This is a genomic window from Alteriqipengyuania abyssalis, from assembly GCF_019857185.1.
GTDB classification, from domain to species: domain Bacteria; phylum Pseudomonadota; class Alphaproteobacteria; order Sphingomonadales; family Sphingomonadaceae; genus Alteriqipengyuania; species Alteriqipengyuania abyssalis.
This window is the reverse complement of sequence record NZ_JAHWXP010000002.1, coordinates 103,477-123,855: the sequence shown is the minus strand read 5'-3', so window position 1 is coordinate 123,855 and position 20,379 is coordinate 103,477. Positions and strand designations below refer to the sequence as shown.

Sequence of the window (20,379 nt, the reverse complement as noted above, 5' to 3'; positions counted from 1 at the left end):
CTGACAAACTAATCCGCTTGCCCTGAGCCTGTCGAAGGGCTGCCTTTCTTCTTCGGAGCCAGGCATGAAAGAAAGGGCGATCCTTCGACAGGCTCAGGATGGGCGGTTGATCAGAACGGGCGCTACCCCTCGTCGCTCTCGAGCCATTCGAGCAGCGCGCCGAGGCAATCGCGGGCGAGCAGCTTGGAGCGTTCGGGGCTCCATCCCTGCAGTTCGTCGGGATAGTCGGCATTGTCCTTGAACGGCATCTCCAGCGTCATTGCGGTCGCGGCATAGCGCTCCGCCACCTGGTTGGTGCTGATCGTCAGGTTGGCCTTGCCCGGACCGGACTTGGGATAGCCCTTGGCGGTCTGGAAATCGGGGCTGCGGCGTTCGAGAATGCGCTGGTAGCGATAGAACCGCTCGCCATGCTCGTCGCTCCAGCTCGGAATGCCCTCGAACCCGGCGAGGAACACCGCGTCGATCGCCTCGTCGCCGTGGACGTCCATCGCGAAATGCACCCCGGTGTCGTCCATCGCATTGCGGATCGCGAGCACTTCGGGCGAATTTTCGGCGGTGGGTTCGGCCCATTCGCGGTTGAGGTTCACGCCCTTGGCATTGGTCCGCAGATGGCCGCGGCGGCTGCCGTCGGGGTTGCAGTTGGGCACCACGTGGAACCGGCACTTCTCGCGCAGCGCGCGGCCCAGCGTATCCGCCGGATTGCCGAGCACTTCGAGCGCGCCTTCCATCCACCATTCGGCCATGCTCTCGCCCGGGTGCTGGCGGCCGTAGAGCCACACCTGCGTCTCGCCCTCGCCCATTTCGAGGCAGTCGAGCGGCTGCCCGTCGAGCGTTTCGCCCAGCTTGCGGTAGGTCACGCCTTCGGTGCTCGCGCATTCGGCGACCAGATCGTGGTGCCGTTCCATCGAGAACGGCGCGAAATAGGCGAACCACACCAGATCGCAGGTCGGGGTGAAGCGGATCGTCAGCGTGCCGCCTTCCTCGTCCTTGTCGAAGGTGGAGGGTGCGCGGCCCCAGAAGGCGCGGTCTTCGCTGACGCAGGCGTTGTAATCGGGCCAGCCCGCCGGATAGGCGCTGTCGTTCAGGCCGACGATCTTGATCACCAGCTCGCGCCCGCCGGTATTGGCGACGCGGAAGTGGAACCACTGCTTGAACTCGCTCTGGTGGTCGTTCTTCAGACGCAGCATCGCGCTCGCCTGATGCACGGTCATGACCTCGATGCTGCCGCTGTCGAAGCCTGTGTCGATGGTGATATTGCTCAAGGATTGACCTCCACTTCGATGGTTTCACCGCTGTTGCCGGGGAAGCCCCGGAACAGCGCCTCGGCGAGAGCCGCTGCCGCTGCATCGCTTTGTGCAAGACGGGAGCCGACCGGCGCGTCGAGTCGCGCGCGCCCTTCCCACAACACGGTGCCGCTTGTCACGTCGCGAAGACTGACAGAGAGGCGGGTGATCACTCGCTCGTCCGCGCCGCCGCCCAGATTGATGCCGACGCCCAGCCCTACGCCGCTGCCGTAGCTGCCTGCCGATCCGCCCGCGCCGACCGAGACCGGGCTGCGCCGCCCGCCTTCGGTCAGCTGCTCGCGCTCGACACTGACGCTGGCGAGCTGCCGCGCTGAAGGTCGAGCGTTCTCGGCATAGCCGAACGTGCTCAGCTCGCGCGCCACAGCCTGCGTGTAAGGCAGCATCGCGAGGCCCTGCTCTTGCGATCCGGGCGCGGTTTCCACCCTGAGCGTGGTGTCGCCCAGCTGCGCGCGCGAATCGGGCGCGATGAAGCGGGTCACCTCGATCGGGCCGGCAGGGCGCGCGGTGGTGCATGCGGAAAGCGGCAGCGTGGCGATCGCTGCGATAAGGGCGAAAGTCCTGTGGCGGGCGATCATGGCGGTGGGCATCCTCTGGCGATAGTGCTTGAATTCCGGCGCGAAACCGGGTCTGGCATGGCGATAACGCATGGACCGGGCAAAGCGTGCCCTGTCGCGCGCCTCGTCGCGTGGGCCGCGCCGGTGCTCGCGTCCGCGATGCTTGACTTTGAAGCCTTCGTGGCTAGATAGCGCGGCAATGATGCCGGCATCGCAGGCTGTTCTGCGGTGCCGTTTCTTTTGCAGTCGATTTTTTTCGGTCGATGATTTTTCCAGGGTAGTGCCATGAAGATTCGCAACAGCCTCAAGTCGCTCAAGAACCGTCACCGCGATAACCGCGTGATCCGTCGTCGCGGCCGGACCTATGTGATCAACAAGACGAACAAGCGGATGAAGGCGCGCCAGGGCTGATTCGCCCCGGTGGCTGCTATCATCGGATAGAGTTTCGCGAGCGGAGCGTGGGGCCATCGGGCCCCGCGTTCCCTTTGCTGCGTCTATTGGCGACGCCATGAAAAAGCCCTCCAGGCCATGATGGCCGGAGGGCTTTTCCTTTGCCGGTCGTCTGGGAGGCCGACCGGCAGGTGGATCGTTCGATCAGGCTTCTTCGGTCTTGCAGCTGGCGAGGGTTGCCTCGTCCACGTCCTTGCCCGCGACCGAGAAGCTCGCGACCGGGCCGAATTCGCCGGCCAGCTTCTTGCACACCAGTTCGGGGCGCGAGCGGGCCTTGGTGCCGACGCACACGGTGCCCGAGCAGATGAAGGTGCCGCCGCGGATGATCTCGGTCCGCTTTTCGACCGGCTGCTGCAGCGTGGCGCGGTAATAGGCACCGGACTGGGCGTAGGCCGGGGCCGGGGTCACCGTGGCGCCGAAGGTGAGCGCGGTGGTCAGCACGGCAACGCTGCCGATGGCAAGCTGGCGAAGGGGGTTCACGCGGTTGGTCATCTCGATCTCCTGTTTGGCAATAATCGGGCCGCAGAACTGCCCGGACAGTTTAGGTTGCGAATCACTACCTATCGTACTAGGTTGCAGGTTGCAACTAAAAACCGAGTTTCAATTTTGTGACCCCGCACATTTGGGGTAAGCCTGCCATTTGGAGAGGTTGACGATGGGTACAGACGTTCGCGAACCGCTGAAGGAGCTGAGCGCCTGCGGGCTGCCCGCCGCGCTGGAGGTGATGGGCGAACGCTGGAGCTTCATGATCCTGCGCGCCAGCTTCAACGGCGTGCACCACTTCGAGGAATTCCTGAGCGAGCTGGGCATTGCCCGCAATATCCTGTCCAACCGGCTCAGTCGGCTGGTCGAACACGGCATTCTCGACCGGGTGCAGGACGAACAGGATCGCCGCCGGGTGGAATATGCGCTGACCGAGAAGGGCTTCGACCTGCTACCCGCGATGGTCTCGCTGCGTCACTGGGGCCTCAAATACGGTGTCGAAGGCATCGGCATGGACCCGGTGATCGTCGACGAGCGCGACCGCATGCCGATCGGCCCGGTCGCGATGCTGGCGCATGACGGGCGCATTCTGGGCCCGGCGGACCTCAACATGATGGCCCGCAAGGATCTGCCCGAAGCCGGGCGCAACCGCCGCGAAGGTGCCCCTGCTGATGGCGATGCCGAGCAGGACCTGCCGCGCGAAGCGGCGGAGTAACCGACTGCGCGCCCGATCTGACAGGGCGTAAGGCAGGCCAGGCGGATTGGCGCAAGGCGCTGTTCGCGCATCGATCTTGATTGCGCAGGGCACTACCGCGAATTATAAAAGACGTAACGTTACCGGGCCCCTCTGGCGAGCGCGTTTGGCGCGCTCGTGATGTCGGAACGAGATGTTCTCCGCAGCTCAACCCGGTCCGTTTCCCATGTCCTTCTGGCACTCATCTCCCCGCGCACCTTCGGTAGCGCCGTCCCGTAAGGCGAATCGCCTGTGATGCAGGCCATCGTCTATCTCCTCGATGCGGCGATCGTAGTCGCGGCCGTTCTCTCCGCGTGTTTCTGGCTACGCGCGAGCGGCAAGCGCGTGCGCCGGGTCAGCAAGCACGAAACCTTCGACTATGCCGATATCAACCGGCTGGTCGTCGCCCTCAACCGCGCGCAGATCCTCAATGCCAGAGCAGCCAAGGCCACCGCCGCCGCCGCCCTGCTGGGTGGCCTGCGCGTCATGCTGGATTTCCTCCCATGACTATTCTTCTCCTGATTGCGGGCCTCGTCCTGCTGGTGGTGGGCGGCGAGCTGCTGGTGCGCGGCGCGGTCGCGATCGCGGGCAAGCTGGGCGTATCGCCGCTGATGATCGGCCTGACCATCGTCGGCATGGGCACCTCGATGCCCGAACTCGCCGCGAGCGTGCAGGCGGCCCTCGCAGGCTCGCCCGGCATTGCGCTGGGCAATATCGTCGGCTCCAACATCGCCAACAGCATGCTCATCCTCGGCGTGGCGGTGCTGCTTGCCCCGATAGCGGTCGCGCGCGGCACGCTGTGGCGCGATGGCGGTGTCGGCGTGCTGGCGGCGGTCGCGCTGCTGGCACTCGGTCTGACCACCGGGCTGGGCAGGGTGGCCGGGCTGACGCTGATCGTGCTGATGGTCGGCTACCTCGTGCTCGCCTACCGGCAGGAAAAGCGCGCCGCCGCGCACAGCGCCGCGTTCGACAAGGCGGCGGCGCTGGAGAATATCGACCCCGCGCTCGGTACCCAGACGCAGCGCCAGTCCGGCTGGGCCGTGTCGCTCGCCTTCCTGCTGGCGGGGCTGGCCTGCATCGTCGGGGGCGGCACGCTGCTGGTCAATGCGGCGGTCACCATCGCCAGAGAATTCGGCATGTCGGAGACGCTGGTCGGCCTGACCATCGTGGCGGTCGGCACCTCGCTCCCTGAACTGGTGACCTCGGCAGTCGCTGCGCTGCGCAAGCAGTCCGAAGTCGCGCTGGGCAACGTGCTCGGGTCAAACATCTACAACGTGCTGTTCATCGGCGGGGTCACGGGGACGATCGCCCCCACGACGGTGCCCGAATCGATCCTCGGCTTCGATCTGCCGCTGCTGATCGCGATCTCGCTAGCGGTGATGGCGATGGCGTGGACCGGCGCGAGGCTCTCGCGAATCGAAGGTCTGGCGCTGGTGGCCGGTTACGCGCTCTATATCGCCTTCACCGCCGGGCTTATCTAACGCCAGCGCCCGCCGATGCGGCATTTCGGGCTTGCGACGTAGCCCTTTCTCTCAGCAGTACTTGTTGACCGGATTGCCCAGGCACAGGTTCTTCTCGTACCGCTGCCAGTTCGCGATATCGCGCGCCGAGCTGCCGAATGGTGTGGTCGGCGCGCGGTAGGTGCCGGGCGAGGTGTAGCCCGCATTATAGGCCTGCGATCGCCATGCGCTGGCCTGCTGTGCAGCCGCCTCGCGCCGCACCTGCGCCTCTCGGGCGGCGTCTGCCTGGCGATCTTCGTAGTCGACGCGCTTCTTCAGCCGCGCGGCGTCGGGGCAGCTTTCCTGCAATCCGGTCTCGCAAGCCTTGCGATGAAACCGGTAGGCGCGGCGATGATCCCAGTTGGCCTCCAGCGCCTCCGCCCAGACGCGGCAGGCGCTGCCCGATTCGTACCGCTCGCACAGCGTTTCCGCGAGGTCGTAGGTGATCGCGTTGTAGAAGCCCTTCTCGTTCCGGAAGTACGCCAGCGCGCGATAACACGTGTCGGGCAATGCGCCCTGCATGCACATGTCCGCCATCACCAGCGCGCGCTTGCCCGGATCGGTGGTTTCGAAATCGTCCCACGGGCGGCACAGATCGGATATTCCCGCAAAGCAGGAAACGCGCGCGAACATGTGGGAGATGGGGTGCGGGTCTTCCGCGAAAGTCGTGTTCTTGAACCGGCGGTAGCCGATTTCGCAGCGGTCCTGATCCCCGGCGAGGCAGGCCTTCATCCAGGTGGTTGCGACATCGCGGTCGGTGCGTTCGAACAGCTGCGCGGCAAGCTCCACAGCCCGGTCGCATGCGGGCCGGTTCTGCGAACTGCACGCCTCCAGGCTGGACCACCATTGCGCGCGTGCGCCTTGCGTATCGTTGCCCTGCGCTGCCGCGACCCCTCCAGTCGACAGCAGCAGCAGGGCAAGGACGAACGGGACCAGCCGGGACGGCATCAGCTGTTATCGGTCTCGCAATCGTCCAGCGCGGTCCACACCGCGCCCGTACCGGTCCAGGTGAAGGGGCCGTAGCTGTTCCCATCCATTTCGACGGAGAACGAGCTCGCCCCCTTCAATGCGGCGTAGGTGGCATCCGATGCCGCACCCGGACCCCAGCCGGCCCAGGCATATTCCTCGAACCCGCCGACATCGTATCCGCCCGAGCGCGAGGGCGCGCTGCTGCCCGTGTCGAACACCACCGTGACGGGATAGTTCGCGTCGGGATCGGCCTGGCGGAATTTCCGGATGAACGGGCCGTAGAGCGACACGCCCAGATTGCCGTCGCGCAACCGGCGCGAGAATTCGGCCCGGATTTGCTCGCCATCGCCATCCGTGCCGAACACGCTGACCCGGCACACGCCGTTGCCATAGTCGACCGCCATGCCGTTCGCGTCGGGCTTGGGCCCGTCGACGATGGTCAGGCTCTGCAAGGCAAGGGCAGGCGACAGGGCGAGCCCGAGGGCGAAGGCGATACTCATGGATGAAGCTCCCGGCGAAGTGGAGTTCGCAAGGTAGCCGGGGCGCCGCGGGGCTCCAGTTACAAACCCTGTCAGGTTTGCCCGGGCGGCCTATTGGGCTTGCTTCAGCCCCACACCTCGATCTGGTCGCGACGTTCGACGCGGATCGGCAGGTCGATGTCGATAAACGCCGTCAGATCATGTTTGGCGAACAGCGCCCTCGCCTCTGGATGCCGTCCCGCATCGATCAGCCGCTGCCACAGGAAGAAGGTGTAAGGCTGCACACCGCCGGTATAGGCCACGTCGCGGAACGAGGTCTCGACCGTCCCGATCACGCGGCGGTGCGGCCTGTCCGTCACCGGATCGCCGGCCTTGGGCTGATGCTGCGCCACGTAGTCGCGCAGGAAGGTGAGCCGGTCGGTCAGGTCGGGGATCAGTTCGCGGCCGATCTGCGCGAGCAGCGGCGCAAGTGTTTCGGGCACTTCGTCATCGGGGAACTCGGGTGCGGGCGTGGGATAGTCCACGCTGTCGAGATCGGGCGCATGCATCCGCTCGACCCAGCGGAACACGTGCGGTGCCTCGCGCTGCATGATCGCCAGCGGTACCGGATCGCGCCCCAGATGTGCGAACAGCGGGCCGAACATGGCGTAGTCGGCAATACTGGGGCTCGCGCCCAGCAGGAACTGATACACCGCGAAATGCGCGTCCAGCGCGGCGAGCAGCTCGTGATAGCTCTCCTCGATCGCGGGAATCGTTGCCGCATCGACGCCCAGCATCGGCAGGTAGGAATGCATCCGCCCCATCGTCGCCTCGGCGCGGCTTGCATCGCTGCCGGTCGCGAAGGCGTGACGCAGGAAAGCCTCCTGCTCACCCAGATAGCTCCAGCGATAGTGCATCGCGTGGCGGGTGAGGCCGTCGACCGCGTAGAGCTCGAACAGATGCGCCAGCGCCAGCAGGCGTGCGTCGGCGGGGCAGGCGGGGTGGGGCACCGGGCCTTGCGCTGTCCCCTCGCGCTCGAAATGGTCGATGATGTCGACCGTATCCTGGATGATCGTCCCGTCCGCCAGCTCCACCACCGGGATGATCGCGCGGCCGATCGTGGGCATCACCCGGCTGGCGAACTCGGGATCGGTCGGCGGGCGCTCGACATAGGCGATGCGCTGCTTGCGCAGATAGCTGCGCGCGCGGCCGGTGTAGAGGGAATGCGGCAGGCCCCAGAGGGTAACGGGTTTGGTCATGCCCGCCGTGGTCCGGCCTGCGCGCGGCAAGGTCAAGCCTGACCTGCCGCGCGCAAACCGTCGCCCGGGCAAGGGTTCGGGGAGGGGAACCCGGGCGAAGGGGAAAGGATCAGGCGGGGGCGGTCTGTTCCTCCCGCATGTCTGCCGCAGCGGGCAGGCCCGCCTTGAGCAGGAAGAACCCGGCCAGCGCGGCGATCACGGAGCCGGACAGCACCCCGATCTTGACCGCATCCACCTGCGCCGCGCTGTCGAACGCGAGGTTGCCGATGAACAGGCTCATGGTGAAACCGATCGCGGCGAGCAGCGAGACGCCGTGGACCTGTCGCCAGCCGACATTCTCCGGCAGGCGCGCCAGCCCGGTCTTCACCGCGAGGAAGGCGAAGCCGAAGATGCCGATCTGCTTGCCGATCAGCAGGCCCAGCGCGATGCCCAGCGGCAGCGGCGCGAGCAGGTCGGCAAATTCCAGCCCGCCCAGCGAAACGCCCGCATTGGCGAAGCCGAAGATCGGGATCACCAGGAAGGCGACCCACGGGTGCAGGAAATGCTCCATCCTCTCGAGCGGCTGCGATCCGTCGCGCGCACGCATCGGGATGGTCATCGCCGCGGCGACGCCCGCCAGCGTGGCGTGGACGCCCGACTTGAGGATGAACACCCACAGCACGATCGCGAACAGAATGTAGGGAATGCTCGATGCGACCTTGAACCGGTTGAGCACGATCATCGCCGCCAGCGCCAGCGCGCCGCCGCCCAGCATCGCGGTGTCGATCGAGCCGGAATAGAACAGCGCGATGATGGTGATCGCGCCGATATCGTCGATCACCGCGATCGCCAGCAGCAGCGCCTTGAGCGCCACCGGCACCCGCGGGCCGAGCAGCGAGAGGATGCCCAGCGCGAAGGCGATGTCGGTCGCGGCAGGAATCGCCCAGCCGGAGATATTGGCCGGGCTGCCCATGTTGAGGCCGACGAAGATCAGCGCAGGCATCGCCATCCCGCCGATCGCCGCGACCAGCGGGAGCGAGGCCTGGTTCCAGCTCGACAGCTGGCCTTCCACCACCTCGCGCTTCACCTCCAGCCCGACGAGGAAGAAGAACACCGCCATCAGCCCGTCGTTGATCCACAGCAGCAGCGGCTTGTCGATCGCGAAGCTGCCGACCGCCACGCTGACGGGCGTGTCGAGCGCACCGAAATAGCTGCCCGAGAACATGGTGTTCGCCGCCAGCAGCGCGAGCGCCGCGGCGGCGATGAGGACGATGCCGCCCGCGCTTTCCTGCTTCAGGAAGTCGCGCAGGGCGGCTGCTGCCGATACGATCATGAAATGCCTATCCCTTGGCCGTGGTGCGATCGGGCTGCGAAAGCGCGGCGATCCTGTCCTTCAGGCGGAGCCGCAGCCGCTTGAGCCGCTTGACCTCTTCCTGCCGCGCCAGCGCGCGGGTGGTGTCGATCAGACGATCCAGCGCGCGGTGGCGCTGGCGCAGGTTGTCGAGGCGTGGCTGGCTCATGCTTGCTCTCCTTGTGCTGGTAACAACCTAGGGCCGCACTGCAATTGATACCAATTGATTTGCAGAGCTGATCCGATAGGCACTATCTATCGCCGTATGGTTTCGCTCCGCCAGCTCGAATATCTCGTCGCGCTCGACGATCACGGTCATTTCGGTCGTGCTGCCAATGCGCTCAACGTGACGCAGCCGACGCTGAGCCAGCAGGTAAAGCAGCTGGAGGTGCGGCTGGGGTGCGATCTCATCGAGCGCACATCGACCGGGGCGATCCCGACTCCGGTGGGGCGGCAGGTGGTCGAGCGGGCGCGGCAGGTGCTGATCGGGGTCGACGATATCCGCAAGCTCGCCGCGCAGGCCTCGGGCGGGCTGGTCGGCACGATCCGTTTCGGGGTGACGCCCACGCTCGGCCCCTATCTGATGCCGGTGGTGATTGCGCGCCTGCACCGCGCCTATCCCGATGTGCGGATGCACGTGCGCGACGGCATTCCGGACGAGCAGCTGGACGATCTGCGGCGCGGCCATCTCGACCTGATGCTCGCCCCCCTGCCGCTGACCGGCGACGATATCGAGCTCCAGCCGCTGTTTCGCGAGCGGCTGGTACTGGTCGCCCCGCCCGACGATCCGCTGTTCGACCGGGCGAGCGTCACTCGCGCCGATCTCGCCGGGGCGGCGCTGCTGGGGCTGGACAAGCGGCACCACCACCACCGGCAGGTGATGCGCACGGCGGAAGAGCTCGGCGCGCAGGTGCTGGGCGATTACGAGGGCACCAGCCTCGATTCGATCTGCCAGATGGCCGCCAGCGGTCTGGGGCTGGCGCTGCTGCCCGAACTCTACCTGCTGTCCGATGCAAGCGCGAACAACTCGGTCCGCCGGATAGAGGTGGAGGACTGGTCCGCCAGCCGATCGATCGCAGCCGTCTGGCGCCGCGGCTCCCCGCTCGAAGCAATGTTCGCCGAGATCGCCGAACGGATCGCGCACGAGGCGCGGGAGACGTTGGAGGGAGAGGCTGGGTAGCGGGAGGCACGGCGTAGCCGGTGCTCCGCAAGCTATCCCGTTCAATTCGCTTGTCGGCCGATGGGGAATGTGTTCCCTTCCATACATGAAGCGCGGACTTCTTCTCGGCATCATGGCCTGTCTTGTTCCGGCCCAGAGTGGTGCGGCCGGGGAGGAGCCGTCGATTGCGCTGGAGGATGTCGAGCGTGCCGACGCGATGGCGATCGCCGATCGTCTGCTGCCGCCAGAGATACTCTCGACCGTGATCGAGGGCACGGTGCGCCGTGAGTGGCTCCCCGGCAACGTGTTCGTCGCAAACTATCGGACCGCTCCGCGCCCAACCGGACCGGACCTGTGCGAGAGAACGCTCTATTCCGTCCGGATGAGTAGTGGCCCGCCGCCGGCGGGCGCGGACAGTGGCGGTACCGATCTCACGATAGGCTCGATCGAGGCAACCCGGCTGGAAGCAGTTGTCTTTCCCGCCGCTGCGGCCGATGCGGAAAGCTGCCGCCTCACCGAAGGCTATATTGCGCTGGGCCCGGGCATGAGTCCGCGCGAGCCGGAGCTGAGGCTCGCGGCCTATCGCCGTCTGGTCGAGAGGATGCGCGCCGCGAGGGGGCCCGCGCCGCTCCAATTCGAGATCGAGTGCAAGCCGATCGACGATGCTTCATGCACCGACCTGCGGGAAGCGCTGGCCAACCTGCCGCTGGGCGCGCTCTTCAGGATCGATCTGGACACTGCGCGATACGAGATCATCCGCGAAGATGGCCGCGCGAGCTTCAGGCAGAGGTTACCGGTCGACCCGACTCGCGACTACCAAGTGGTGTTCGAATTCGGGGCGTCGGGAAAAGACGGCAAGTCATGGCGCGTGTCATGGCAGGAAGGCACCCCGGAACCCGCGATGCTGCTCGAACGACAGGCGATCATCTATCACTAGAAGGGGCCGGGTTTTTAGCCGCGAAGCTGCGGCCCGGTTATTGCGAAGCCTGTCCTACACGCGCGCATGGCGCTACCCCGGACAGCGCTCTTTCACACCGTCGATCTCCCGCCGGAAATGCGCCTGAAAAGGCCCGCAGGTTTTTGACCCCTGGACTGTGTGTCAGGTGTGTCAGGGCCGACCCTCCGGCCGGCCCCGACAGGTCTTGCTCACTCCGCGATTCGCAGCACATCGCCCTGCCGCGCGGCCTCGATCTCCTCTGCCGAGAAGGGCAGGCGGTTCCAGGCCTTGATCGCGTAGGCCTCGGTCTGGTCCGCGTAGTGCGGGGAGGCGGGGTTGGTCGATTGCGAATAGCTCAAGATCGCGTCGGCCACAGGCCCGTCCTCGTCGAAGCCGACGATCTGGATGTAGCTGGTCCCGTGGAACGGGGTGATCCCGCCCTCGATCGGGTTGGCGTATTGCACGTTGAGGATGCCCGCATCGCCCGGTCCGCCATGGATCGGGATCCGCGTCCCGTTGCGCGGTGCGAACTGGACCTCGCCCCACGGCGCGTCGAGCGCGATGCCCTTCGCCTCGACCTCGCTCGCCGCCTCGACCAGCGCGGCGAGCAGCTTGGTGCCAGCCTCGCCTTGCGTGTTGAGATCACGCGGGGTGTTGACCGGGTCGGCGGGGTCGAACGGGGTGCTCCACAGGTCGGGGCGCTTGCTCACCTTGTCCCAGAAGGTGGTGAACAGGAACGCGCCGCGACTGTCGATCTCGACCCGGCGGTCCCACCCCGCCAGCACCCCGCACGCGGCCTTCGCCGCCGGTTCGGCCTCGCAGATGGAGAGCAGCGGGTCGACCACCATCTCCGCCGCGAGGCTGCGGTTGGAGAAGGCCAGCGCCTGCGCGCGCTCGCGGGTCAACGGGCCGATCGCCAGCACCGCGTCGGTCTCCTGGAAGTTGGCGCGGGTGCGCAGCGTCACAGGCTCGCCCCATGCGCCAAGGATGGGGGAGAGCTGCTTGTTGGGCGCGCTCGCATTGCTCAGCCAGTAGCTGTCATTGCTGTTGGTCACCGAATCGCGGCGCTGCTGGATCGCCTGCTCGCTGGCGGGCAGCAGGCCGGGGACGGGCGTGCCCTTGGTGATGGTCCAGTTGCACTCCGACCGCGCGCCGTCGAGCAGCGTCAGGCGCGAGGCGACGAGGCCGGAGAAGGGCGTGGCGCACTCCGCGACCTTCTCGGCCGAGACGTTCGGCACCGAAGTGACATCGGCGTGCAGCGCATTGCCGTAACGGTCGGCGACGATCGTGTTGACCCACGGAATGCCCAGCGTCTCGGTCACGGCCTTGCGCACGTCGTCGACATTGGTCGCCTGCGCGATCCGCACCCAGGTGCCCAGCGCGCGCTGGTTGGCGCTGTTCGCGTCGCGCATCGAGAAGGCCGTTGTGTCGGTCCACGCGAGGCCGACCTGCGGCATCGCCACCATCGGGCCGTAGATGGTCGAATAGAGCGTGCGCTCCACCGGCGCCGCGCCATCGGGCATCGGCACGCTGACGGTACGCCTGGTCATCTCCATCGGCTTGCCGTCGACCAGGTACCGGGTCGGGTCCGCCGGATCGAGCGACAGCTGGAACAGCGTGAAGTGCCGCGCGGCGGTGACCGTGTGGGTCCACGCGATGTCGCGGTTGAAGCCCAGCGTCGGGATCGGGCCGCCCGCCAGCGTGCTGCCCATCACGTCGAGCGTGCCGGGGATGGTGGCGTGGACCTGCCAGAAGCGGTTGGGCCCCTGCCACGGGAAGTGCGGGTTGCCGATCACGAGGCCGCGCCCGTCTTGCGTCACGTCTCCGCCGAAGGCCCAGCCGTTGGAGCCCACGCCCATGTCCTCGCGCTCGGGCAGGTCCATCGCGGAGGCCTGCGCGGGCACACCCGGAGGCGCTGCGTTGGCAATCGCGGGGAGGAAGGGCATCCCGCTCGCCAGCAGCATCTGCTTCTCGGTCAGGCGCAGCATGTCGTCGTTGGTGATCGGCTTGACCCACGGCTTGCCCCGGCATTCGGCGGGGATGCCATCGGTGCCGGCGTCGCGCAGGAAGCGGTTGTATCCGGCGACATAGCCTGCCGCGAGCAGGTTCGCCTCGCGCCCCTGGGCACCTGCGCCGGCGCGCAGGCGCTCAAGGTCGATCACGGAGCGCATGAAGACGTCGGAACTGAGGTTGTCGACCTCCTGAGAGCCGTGCAGCACCTTTCCCTCGGGCCCGAAATAGAGCGAACGTTCGCCCCGGATGGTCACGAACTCCTCCGCCAGCAGGCAGAAGTTGTCCTGCGCATAGGCATAGGCGACGCCGTAGCCGATCCCCTCCCAGCTATCCGCCGTGACATGCGGAATGCCGTAGTCGGTGCGTACGATGGTCGCGTCGAGATCGTCCTGCGCCTGCGCCGCAACCCCGGTAACAGCCGCTGCGGCCAATGCCGCCCAACCGATCATCCTCATAGTCCACCCTCTCCTGTGTCTTTTGCGGGAGGGCTATGGGGCGGGCCGCAACTTTGCAATCCCATTCCCACGATCGGGCTGGGGGCTAGGCGCGCGGTGCCTGCCGCCGGTAGCTGAGCGCCTCGGCCACATGGACCCGGCCGACCTGTTTGCTGTGCGCAAGGTCGGCAATGGTCCGCGCGACCCGCAGCATCCGTACATAGGATCGCGCGGAGAGCCGCATCGCCTCCGCCGCCTGCATCAGCAGGGTGCGGCCTGCCTCGTCGGGCGTGGCGAAGCGTTCGAGCATGTCGCCGTCCAGCTCGGCATTGGTACGCACGCCGGCCTCTTCGCCGCGCCTGCCCTGCAGCGCGCGAGCCGCCGCGACCCGCGCTGCGACCTCGGCGCTTCCCTCGGCGGGTGGGGGCAGCGCGAGGTCGGCGGCGCTGACCGGCTCCACTTCGACATGCAGGTCGATCCGGTCGAGCATCGGCCCGCTGACCTTGCTCTGGTAATCGGCGGCGCACTTGGGCGCGCGGCTGCAGGCGAGCGAGGGATCGCCCAGATGGCCGCAACGGCACGGGTTCATCGCCGCGATCAGCTGCACCCGCGCGGGGAAGGTGACATGCGCATTGGCGCGCGCGACATCGACCTTGCCCGTCTCGAGCGGCTGCCGCAGGCTGTCGAGAACAGGCCGCTGGAATTCCGGCAGTTCATCGAGGAACAGCACGCCCAGATGCGCGAGGGAGACCTCTCCGGGCCGCACCTTCAGCCCGCCGCCGGTCAGCGCCGCCATGCTCGCCGAATGGTGCGGTGCGCGGAAGGGGCGCGACCGGCTGATCCGGCCGCCCTCCAGCAGGCCTGCGACCGACTGCACCATGCTCACCTCCAGCGCTTCGGCTGGCGTGAGCGGCGGCAGGATCCCGGGCAGGCATGCGGCGAGCAGGCTCTTGCCCGCACCTGGCGGCCCGCTCATCAGCAGGTTGTGGCCGCCTGCCGCCGCGATCTCCAGCGCGCGCTTGGCCGTCTCCTGACCTTTCACCTGCTTCAGGTCCGGTCCCGGCACCATCTCCTCGACCTCGCCTAGCTGCGGTGCGGAGAGTTGCTGCGTGCCCTTCAGATGGCCGAGCAGGCTGACCAGATCGGGCGCGGCGATCACCGGGATGCCGCTCGCCCAGCGGGCCTCCGCGCCCTGCGCAGCGGGGCAGATCAGCCCGCACTCGGCCTCGCTCGCATGCATAGCGGCGAGCAGGACGCCGGGCGAACCGACGATCCGCCCGTCCAGCGCGAGTTCGCCGACCGCGACGAAGTCCACCAGCTGTTCGCGATCGACCACGCCCATCGCGCCGAGCAGCGCGAGCGCGATCGGCAGGTCGTAATGCGATCCGTCCTTGGGCAGGTCGGCGGGCGAGAGGTTCACCGTGATCCGCTTGGGCGGCAGCGCGAGGCCCATCGCAGCGAGCGCGGCCTGCACCCGCTCGCGGCTCTCGCTCACCGCCTTGTCCGGCAGGCCGACGACAGAGAAACGCGGCAGGCCCGAGGCGAGCTGGCACTGAACCTCGACGCTGCGGGCTTCGAGCCCGAGATAGGCGACCGTGCGCACCAGCGCGACCACAAGCAGGCCCTCCCCCAAGAGCGGCCGCCACGCGGCCAGCCCCGCAATGTCTGCCGCGTCGCCGCTGGCTTGTCGAGTTGGCAATCCTGCCCGGCCCCTGAAAGGGTTAGCGGCGTGGCAACCATTTTCGCGAGGGCGATGGTAACGCGGCGGGCGGCAAGAATTTGCCGGTGCGTTGGCAAATCCCCCTCATACCCGCACTGATCGCGTCTCTCGGCCTGCTCCCTTCCCCCTCGCAGGCCGAGAGCTGGGTGATTCAGGTGACGGAAACGGAAGAGTGGATCGAGGAGAGCGATCCGCGCTTCTACGAGGACGATGCGGCGGCCGAATTCCTCTACGCCGAAGATTTCGTCGATGAGCCGCGGCTGGAATATGCCATTGCCGATCGTGCGATTTCGTCCTTCCGGGCTCGCGCGCCCAGCGCGATCGCGGCGTTCGGCCCGTTCCGTGTGGTCGATCCTTCGCGCGCGGTTCTGGTGGGCACCACCAACGCAGCGACACCGGGCCAGTTCGCCGCATTGCTGAACGCGTATCCCGGGCTGCGCACGCTCGACCTGGTGGAGGCACCGGGGACCGAGAACGATCGAGCTAATCTGGAGGTCGGGCGGATGATCCGCGAGGCGGGGCTGACCACGCGGGTGCCCGCAGGTGGATCGGTCCGCTCGGGCGCGGTCGAGCTGTTCCTTGCCGGCGTCCGGCGCGAGGTAGAGGACGGCGCGCGCTTTGCGGTCCATTCCTGGCGCGACAACCGCGGGCGCGAGGCGCGCGACTTTGCCGCCGGGGCGCCAGAGCACCGCTATTACCTCGACTATTACCGCGAAATGGGGATGAGCGACGAGGGCGCGCGCAGTTTCTACGCGATGACTAATTCGGTGCCCAACGCCCGCGCCCGCTGGCTCGATGCGCAGAATATGCGCGGATGGCTCGCGCGCACGATCGGTGCCGCCGCGAACGACAACGTGCCGGAGGTGGCACCACGCATCGCCTATCTTGACGTGACCGCCGCGATCCCTTAGTGGCGCGCGCTTGAAGTTCCGGCCTTTCGGGTCGGAGGCACCTGAGACCGATTCGCGCCTCGCGCGGTTGGTCGATCCAGTTTTTCGAGGGTATCATGAAGCGGACTTTCCAGCCCAGCAATCTCGTTCGTGCGCGTCGCCACGGCTTTTTCGCGCGCAAGGCGACCACCGGCGGCCGCAAGGTTCTCGCCGCACGCCGCAAGCGTGGCCGCAAGAAGCTTTGCGCGTAAGCCGATTCGGCTTCTACGCGAGCGAGGGCTCTTGTGCCTGACGCTCAAGCTTGCGGGCTCCCGATCGGGGGCCCGTTTGCCTTTCCGGGTTCCATGAGCACGCGTGTAACCAGCCAGGATGTGTTGACCGCCCGCGCGGATTTCCTCGCGGCGAATCGCGGCCTGCGCGTGCCCGCGCGCGGTTTCGTGCTGCTGGTGCGCCCCAACGAAGGGCGCGGGATGCGCTACGGCATCACGGTGACCAAGAAGATCGGCAACGCGGTTGTGCGCAACCGGATGAAGCGCCGCTTTCGCGAGCTGCTGTGGGCCCATCTGCCCGAACACGGCCTGCCCGATCACGATCATGTGCTGATCGGCCGCGATGGCGGGGTGGAACGCGATTTCGCCAAGCTTTCCAGCGAATTGGTCTGCGCCCTCGCAAAGGCTGCGCGCGGCGAAGGGCAGCGCGGGCGGCCTCCGCGCAGGAAGCAGTCGAAATGAGGCCGGTCAGACGCGTCATGGTGCTGCTGATCCGCGGCTGGCAGCTTGGCCCCAGCGCGATCCTGCCGCCCTCCTGCCGGTTTCAGCCGAGCTGTTCCCAATATGCGATCGAGGCGATCGAGAAGCATGGGCCAATCAAGGGTGGATGGCTGGGCTTCAAGCGTATAATGCGCTGTCATCCATGGGGTGGCCACGGCCCGGACCCGGTGCCCTAGGGCCAAGGCCCAACCCCGCTCCCTTTCGCGTTACGACTACCAGCAGGACCGCAGTTCTTGGACAACCAGCGCAATCTCATCCTCGCCGTGGTGCTGTGCGGCATCCTGATTCTCGGCTACGAAGCCGCAGTCACCTATTACTATCCGACCCCGCCGGAGACCGAGCAGGTCGACCGGGCGACGACGCCGGAACAGCGCGTTGCACAGGACACAGGTGAAAACCCCGAAATCGCGTCTGCAGCAATTCAGAAAGAGGTCGACCTCGACGAAGCGCTGAGCGCGGGCAACCGCGTCGCGATCGACGCGCCGCGCGTGGAAGGTTCGATCAACCTCGTCGGCGCGAAGATAGACGATATCGAGCTCAAGGATCACCGCGCGACGGTCGACAAGGATAGCGGCCCGGTGCAGCTGTTCGCGCCCGCCGGCACGCCGATCCAGAACTTCGCGCAGTTCGGTTTCGTGGGCGAGGGCACGCAGGTGCCCGGTGCGGACACCGTGTGGCAGGCGAGTGGCGAGGCGCTGACGCCCGATACCCCGATCGATCTCAGGTGGGACAACGCGCAGGGCCAGCGCTTCCGCATCCGCCTGTCGATCGACGACAACTACATGATCACCGCGGAGCAGACCGTTGCCAACACCGGCAACGCGCCCGTCGTCGTCTCCCCCTTCGCGACCATCACCCGCACCAGCCTGACCGCAAGCAAGAGCACCTGGATTTCGCATTCGGGGCCGATCGGTACCTTCGGCGGCACGGTCGACTACGGGCCCGACTACGACGACGTGGTCGAACAGAAGGTGGTCGCTGGCGAGGCCGACCCGGCATGGCTCGGCTTTACGGACATCTACTGGCTGGGCGCGCTGATCCCTGAGGCAGGGAGCGCGCCTGACACCGGTTTCCGCTCGCTCGGCGACAATCTGTTCCGCGCCGACCTGATCTACAATCCGGCGACGCTGCAGCCTGGCCGACAGATCACCCGCACTTCGCGGCTCTTCGCGGGCGCGAAGGAAAGCGGCGTTCTCGACGCGTATCAGGATGCCGGCATCGCGCAGTTCGGCCTGGCGATCGACTGGGGCTGGTTCCGCTGGTTCGAAAAGCCGATCCTGTGGCTGCTGCGCCAGATCTTCTCGGTCGTCGGCAATTTCGGCGTCGCGATCATCCTGCTGACCTGCATCGTGCGCGGTCTGATGTTCCCGATCGCCCAGAAGGGCTTCTCCAGCATGGCGAGCATGAAGGCGATCCAGCCGGAAATGAAGAAGCTGCAGGAGAAGCACAAGGACGACAAGGTCACCCAGCAGCAGGAGATGCAGAAGCTGTTCAAGGAACGCGGCGTCAATCCGGTTGCCGGATGCCTGCCGATGCTGCTGCAGATCCCGGTGTTCTTCGCGCTGTACAAGGTGCTGATCCTCGCGATCGAGATGCGCCACCAGCCCTTCGTCTTCTGGATCAAGGATCTGTCCGCGCCCGATCCGGCGCATATCCTCAACCTGTTCGGCATGCTGCCGTTCGAGGTGCCGGGCATGCTCGCGCTTGGGCCCCTCGCGCTGCTGCTCGGTTGCACCATGTGGCTTACCTTCAAGCTCAATCCGGCGGCGATGGACCCGGTGCAGCAGCAGGTCTTCTCGATCATGCCGTGGGTGATGATGTTCGTGATGTCGCCCTTCGCAGCCGGGCTGCTGCTGTACTGGAACACCTCCAACATCCTGACGCTGGCGCAGCAGAAGTACCTCTATTCCAAGCATCCGCAGCTGCGGGAGGCGGCGGAGAAGGAACGGGCAGAAAAGGCAGCCAAGACCCAGTCGGAAAGCAAGGCGTGAGCGCGCCCGGCCCGGGCCCGCAGACGCCTGAGGAGGTCGCCGCTGCGCGCATGGTGAGCGGGCGGGTCGAATTCCTGCTCTCCGCCCCGCAGCTCAAGTTCCTGCCCGAACCGACCGTGCCGGAAATCGCGCTGGCGGGCCGCTCCAACGTGGGCAAAAGCTCGCTGCTCAACGCGCTGACTATGCGCAAGGGCATCGCGCGCGCCTCGGTCACGCCCGGGCGCACGCAGGAGCTCAATATTTTCGAGGTGGGCCAGCCGACCCAGTTCCGGCTGGTCGACATGCCCGGCTATGGCTTTGCCAAGGCGCCCAAGAGCGTGGTCGAGAAGTGGCAGAACGTGGTCCGCACCTACCTGCGCGGTCGCCCCGTGCTGGCGCGCGCCCTCGTCCTGGTCGACAGCCGTCACGGGCTCAAGGATACCGACCGGGAGATGATGAAGATGCTCGACGAGGCGGCGGTGGGCTATCGCATCGTCCTGACCAAGAGCGACAAGATCAAGGCGAGCGCGCTGGCCGAAACCCACGACAAGGTTGCCGCCGAGGCGAAAAAGCATCCCGCAGCCTACCCCGAAATCCACCTGACGAGCGCCGAAAAGGGACAGGGGATCGCGGCGTTGCGCGCAGCGATTGTGGCCGACGCGCTGACCCCGTAAGCCTCTTGCCTGTCATCGCCGCCATGCTCGACAGCGGCGAGGCGGCGCTCTAGGCGCGAGGTTCATCCCGGTAAGGCCCGACGCGACAGACCCATGAAACTGATTATCGGCAACAAGAACTATTCCAGCTGGAGCCTGCGGGGCTGGCTGGCGTGCAAGCAGGCGGGCCTCTCCTTCGAAGAGCTGCTGGTCCCGCTGTTCGGCGAGGATTGGGACGCGCTCAAGCAGAAGGAAGGCGACCTCACGCCCTCGTCCGGCAAGGTGCCGGTGCTGTGGGATAACGAGGCGGTCGTGTGGGACAGTCTCGCGATCCTCGAATATCTGGCCGACAAGGTCGGGCGCGACCGCTTCTGGCCGAAGGAAGACGCGGCGCGCGCGATGGCCCGCGCGATGGTTGCCGAAATGCACAGCTCGTACCTGTCGCTGCGGCGCGAATGCCCGATGAATATCCGCGCCCGGCACACGGACGTGAAGATTTCCGAAGGCACCCGGCACGATGTCGTGCGCATCCTCGGCCTGTGGGCAGAGGCGCGTGCGCGGTTCGGCAGTGGCGGGCCGTTCCTGTTCGGCACCTTCGGCGCGGCGGATATTTTCTACGCCCCCGTAGTCAGCCGTTTCATCACCTATGGCTTCGGTGTACCGGGCTTCGCCGACAGCTACATGCAGGCGGTCTGGACGCACGACTGGCTCCAGCAATGGATTGCCGCCGCCGAGGACGAACAATGGGTCATCGAACAATACGAAAGCGTGCCACAGGCTTGAGGCGCGGGGTC

The 20,379-nt window shown here is 66.7% G+C and carries 23 protein-coding genes; 13 read left to right on the top strand and 10 right to left on the bottom strand.

What is annotated here, in order from left to right; translation table 11 throughout:
* Window positions 1-122: 122 nt before the first annotated feature.
* Together KYN89_RS05675 and KYN89_RS05670 are read right to left on the bottom strand one after the other, a co-directional pair.
* Window positions 123-1,262 (bottom strand): M14 family metallopeptidase, encoded by a 1,140-nt coding sequence (locus KYN89_RS05675; RefSeq protein ID WP_054525405.1) that lies wholly within the window; start codon window positions 1,260-1,262, stop codon window positions 123-125.
* Entirely contained in the window at window positions 1,259-1,891 is a 633-nt protein-coding gene (locus tag KYN89_RS05670) for a DUF4136 domain-containing protein (RefSeq protein WP_248285045.1), read from the bottom strand. The genes KYN89_RS05675 and KYN89_RS05670 overlap by 4 nt, the downstream gene beginning before the upstream one ends.
* A gap of 252 nt (window positions 1,892-2,143) precedes the next feature.
* Between KYN89_RS05670 and ykgO the strand changes: the two genes are divergently transcribed.
* Entirely contained in the window at window positions 2,144-2,269 is a 126-nt protein-coding gene (gene ykgO / locus KYN89_RS05665) for a type B 50S ribosomal protein L36 (protein ID WP_010235965.1), read from the top strand.
* Window positions 2,270-2,452: 183 nt separating this feature from the next.
* Here the strand turns inward: ykgO and KYN89_RS05660 are convergent, their stop codons facing one another.
* A complete protein-coding gene (locus KYN89_RS05660; RefSeq protein ID WP_054527124.1) occupies window positions 2,453-2,800 on the bottom strand; it encodes a CC_3452 family protein in 348 nt (115 codons plus the stop codon).
* Between the two features lie 163 nt (window positions 2,801-2,963).
* On the opposite strand from KYN89_RS05660, the gene KYN89_RS05655 reads away from it, so the two are divergent.
* From KYN89_RS05655 to KYN89_RS05645, 3 genes are all read left to right on the top strand, one after another.
* On the top strand, window positions 2,964-3,506 hold the full coding sequence (locus KYN89_RS05655) for a winged helix-turn-helix transcriptional regulator (protein WP_222824209.1): 543 nt from the start codon (window positions 2,964-2,966) through the stop codon (window positions 3,504-3,506).
* 273 nt (window positions 3,507-3,779) lie between these two features.
* Window positions 3,780-4,031 carry a hypothetical protein gene (locus KYN89_RS05650; protein WP_248285044.1) on the top strand — a complete coding sequence of 84 codons (252 nt, stop codon included), beginning with the start codon at window positions 3,780-3,782 and terminating at the stop codon, window positions 4,029-4,031.
* Window positions 4,028-5,005 carry a calcium/sodium antiporter gene (locus KYN89_RS05645; RefSeq protein WP_222824207.1) on the top strand — a complete coding sequence of 326 codons (978 nt, stop codon included), beginning with the start codon at window positions 4,028-4,030 and terminating at the stop codon, window positions 5,003-5,005. Before KYN89_RS05650 ends, KYN89_RS05645 begins: the two co-directional genes overlap by 4 nt.
* Window positions 5,006-5,056: 51 nt before the next feature.
* On the opposite strand, the gene KYN89_RS05640 is transcribed toward KYN89_RS05645, so the two are convergent.
* From KYN89_RS05640 to KYN89_RS05620, 5 genes are all read right to left on the bottom strand, one after another.
* Window positions 5,057-5,971 (bottom strand): hypothetical protein, encoded by a 915-nt coding sequence (locus KYN89_RS05640; protein ID WP_222824206.1) that lies wholly within the window; start codon window positions 5,969-5,971, stop codon window positions 5,057-5,059.
* Window positions 5,971-6,492 (bottom strand): hypothetical protein, encoded by a 522-nt coding sequence (locus KYN89_RS05635; RefSeq protein WP_222824205.1) that lies wholly within the window; start codon window positions 6,490-6,492, stop codon window positions 5,971-5,973. Before KYN89_RS05635 ends, KYN89_RS05640 begins: the two co-directional genes overlap by 1 nt.
* A 104-nt stretch (window positions 6,493-6,596) precedes the next feature.
* Window positions 6,597-7,709 carry a glutathione S-transferase family protein gene (locus tag KYN89_RS05630; protein WP_248285043.1) on the bottom strand — a complete coding sequence of 371 codons (1,113 nt, stop codon included), beginning with the start codon at window positions 7,707-7,709 and terminating at the stop codon, window positions 6,597-6,599.
* 109 nt (window positions 7,710-7,818) lie between these two features.
* Window positions 7,819-9,021 carry a Na+/H+ antiporter NhaA gene (nhaA, locus tag KYN89_RS05625; RefSeq protein ID WP_222824203.1) on the bottom strand — a complete coding sequence of 401 codons (1,203 nt, stop codon included), beginning with the start codon at window positions 9,019-9,021 and terminating at the stop codon, window positions 7,819-7,821.
* A 7-nt stretch (window positions 9,022-9,028) separates the two neighbouring features.
* On the bottom strand, window positions 9,029-9,208 hold the full coding sequence (locus tag KYN89_RS05620; protein ID WP_010235947.1) for a DUF465 domain-containing protein: 180 nt from the start codon (window positions 9,206-9,208) through the stop codon (window positions 9,029-9,031).
* 96 nt (window positions 9,209-9,304) lie between these two features.
* Between KYN89_RS05620 and KYN89_RS05615 the strand changes: the two genes are divergently transcribed.
* Both KYN89_RS05615 and KYN89_RS05610 read left to right on the top strand, forming a co-directional pair.
* On the top strand, window positions 9,305-10,219 hold the full coding sequence (locus KYN89_RS05615; RefSeq protein WP_222824202.1) for a hydrogen peroxide-inducible genes activator: 915 nt from the start codon (window positions 9,305-9,307) through the stop codon (window positions 10,217-10,219).
* A gap of 85 nt (window positions 10,220-10,304) precedes the next feature.
* Entirely contained in the window at window positions 10,305-11,135 is an 831-nt protein-coding gene (locus KYN89_RS05610; protein WP_222824201.1) for a hypothetical protein, read from the top strand.
* A gap of 209 nt (window positions 11,136-11,344) precedes the next feature.
* Here the strand turns inward: KYN89_RS05610 and KYN89_RS05605 are convergent, their stop codons facing one another.
* Both KYN89_RS05605 and KYN89_RS05600 read right to left on the bottom strand, forming a co-directional pair.
* Window positions 11,345-13,603 carry a penicillin acylase family protein gene (locus KYN89_RS05605; RefSeq protein WP_222824200.1) on the bottom strand — a complete coding sequence of 753 codons (2,259 nt, stop codon included), beginning with the start codon at window positions 13,601-13,603 and terminating at the stop codon, window positions 11,345-11,347.
* An 85-nt stretch (window positions 13,604-13,688) separates the two neighbouring features.
* The gene (locus tag KYN89_RS05600) at window positions 13,689-15,197 is read right to left on the bottom strand and encodes a YifB family Mg chelatase-like AAA ATPase (RefSeq protein WP_222824875.1); all 1,509 of its coding nucleotides are present in this window, start codon (window positions 15,195-15,197) and stop codon (window positions 13,689-13,691) included.
* 170 nt (window positions 15,198-15,367) lie between these two features.
* Here KYN89_RS05600 and KYN89_RS05595 point away from each other — a divergent pair, with 170 nt between their 5' ends.
* The 7 genes from KYN89_RS05595 (at window position 15,368) to KYN89_RS05565 (ending at window position 20,368) form a co-directional block, all read left to right on the top strand.
* Window positions 15,368-16,213 carry an alpha/beta hydrolase gene (locus tag KYN89_RS05595; protein ID WP_346727200.1) on the top strand — a complete coding sequence of 282 codons (846 nt, stop codon included), beginning with the start codon at window positions 15,368-15,370 and terminating at the stop codon, window positions 16,211-16,213.
* A 95-nt stretch (window positions 16,214-16,308) separates the two neighbouring features.
* Window positions 16,309-16,443 (top strand): 50S ribosomal protein L34, encoded by a 135-nt coding sequence (gene rpmH / locus KYN89_RS05590; RefSeq protein ID WP_010235936.1) that lies wholly within the window; start codon window positions 16,309-16,311, stop codon window positions 16,441-16,443.
* Window positions 16,444-16,536: 93 nt separating this feature from the next.
* On the top strand, window positions 16,537-16,923 hold the full coding sequence (rnpA, locus tag KYN89_RS05585) for a ribonuclease P protein component (RefSeq protein WP_222824199.1): 387 nt from the start codon (window positions 16,537-16,539) through the stop codon (window positions 16,921-16,923).
* Window positions 16,920-17,138: a membrane protein insertion efficiency factor YidD gene (gene yidD / locus KYN89_RS05580; RefSeq protein WP_222824198.1), complete on the top strand. Its 219-nt coding sequence runs from the start codon at window positions 16,920-16,922 to the stop codon at window positions 17,136-17,138. The genes rnpA and yidD overlap by 4 nt, the downstream gene beginning before the upstream one ends.
* A 57-nt stretch (window positions 17,139-17,195) precedes the next feature.
* Window positions 17,196-18,953, top strand: coding sequence for a membrane protein insertase YidC (gene yidC / locus KYN89_RS05575; RefSeq protein ID WP_222824197.1), 1,758 nt, complete (start codon window positions 17,196-17,198; stop codon window positions 18,951-18,953).
* 50 nt (window positions 18,954-19,003) lie between these two features.
* Window positions 19,004-19,606: a ribosome biogenesis GTP-binding protein YihA/YsxC gene (yihA, locus tag KYN89_RS05570; RefSeq protein ID WP_222824873.1), complete on the top strand. Its 603-nt coding sequence runs from the start codon at window positions 19,004-19,006 to the stop codon at window positions 19,604-19,606.
* A 93-nt stretch (window positions 19,607-19,699) separates the two neighbouring features.
* A complete protein-coding gene (locus KYN89_RS05565; RefSeq protein WP_010235925.1) occupies window positions 19,700-20,368 on the top strand; it encodes a glutathione S-transferase family protein in 669 nt (222 codons plus the stop codon).
* Window positions 20,369-20,379: the final 11 nt, after the last annotated feature.

Coding starts and splice junctions, on each gene's coding strand:
- KYN89_RS05670 (WP_248285045.1), bottom strand. CDS start 1,891: ATGCCCACCGCCATGATCGCCCGCCACAGGACTTTCGCCCTTATCGCA.
- ykgO (WP_010235965.1), top strand. CDS start 2,144: ATGAAGATTCGCAACAGCCTCAAGTCGCTCAAGAACCGTCACCGCGAT.
- KYN89_RS05660 (WP_054527124.1), bottom strand. CDS start 2,800: ATGACCAACCGCGTGAACCCCCTTCGCCAGCTTGCCATCGGCAGCGTT.
- KYN89_RS05655 (WP_222824209.1), top strand. CDS start 2,964: ATGGGTACAGACGTTCGCGAACCGCTGAAGGAGCTGAGCGCCTGCGGG.
- KYN89_RS05650 (WP_248285044.1), top strand. CDS start 3,780: ATGCAGGCCATCGTCTATCTCCTCGATGCGGCGATCGTAGTCGCGGCC.
- KYN89_RS05645 (WP_222824207.1), top strand. CDS start 4,028: ATGACTATTCTTCTCCTGATTGCGGGCCTCGTCCTGCTGGTGGTGGGC.
- KYN89_RS05640 (WP_222824206.1), bottom strand. CDS start 5,971: ATGCCGTCCCGGCTGGTCCCGTTCGTCCTTGCCCTGCTGCTGCTGTCG.
- KYN89_RS05635 (WP_222824205.1), bottom strand. CDS start 6,492: ATGAGTATCGCCTTCGCCCTCGGGCTCGCCCTGTCGCCTGCCCTTGCC.
- KYN89_RS05630 (WP_248285043.1), bottom strand. CDS start 7,709: ATGACCAAACCCGTTACCCTCTGGGGCCTGCCGCATTCCCTCTACACC.
- nhaA (WP_222824203.1), bottom strand. CDS start 9,021: ATGATCGTATCGGCAGCAGCCGCCCTGCGCGACTTCCTGAAGCAGGAA.
- KYN89_RS05620 (WP_010235947.1), bottom strand. CDS start 9,208: ATGAGCCAGCCACGCCTCGACAACCTGCGCCAGCGCCACCGCGCGCTG.
- KYN89_RS05615 (WP_222824202.1), top strand. CDS start 9,305: ATGGTTTCGCTCCGCCAGCTCGAATATCTCGTCGCGCTCGACGATCAC.
- KYN89_RS05610 (WP_222824201.1), top strand. CDS start 10,305: ATGAAGCGCGGACTTCTTCTCGGCATCATGGCCTGTCTTGTTCCGGCC.
- KYN89_RS05605 (WP_222824200.1), bottom strand. CDS start 13,603: ATGAGGATGATCGGTTGGGCGGCATTGGCCGCAGCGGCTGTTACCGGG.
- rpmH (WP_010235936.1), top strand. CDS start 16,309: ATGAAGCGGACTTTCCAGCCCAGCAATCTCGTTCGTGCGCGTCGCCAC.
- rnpA (WP_222824199.1), top strand. CDS start 16,537: ATGAGCACGCGTGTAACCAGCCAGGATGTGTTGACCGCCCGCGCGGAT.
- yidD (WP_222824198.1), top strand. CDS start 16,920: ATGAGGCCGGTCAGACGCGTCATGGTGCTGCTGATCCGCGGCTGGCAG.
- yihA (WP_222824873.1), top strand. CDS start 19,004: ATGGTGAGCGGGCGGGTCGAATTCCTGCTCTCCGCCCCGCAGCTCAAG.
- KYN89_RS05565 (WP_010235925.1), top strand. CDS start 19,700: ATGAAACTGATTATCGGCAACAAGAACTATTCCAGCTGGAGCCTGCGG.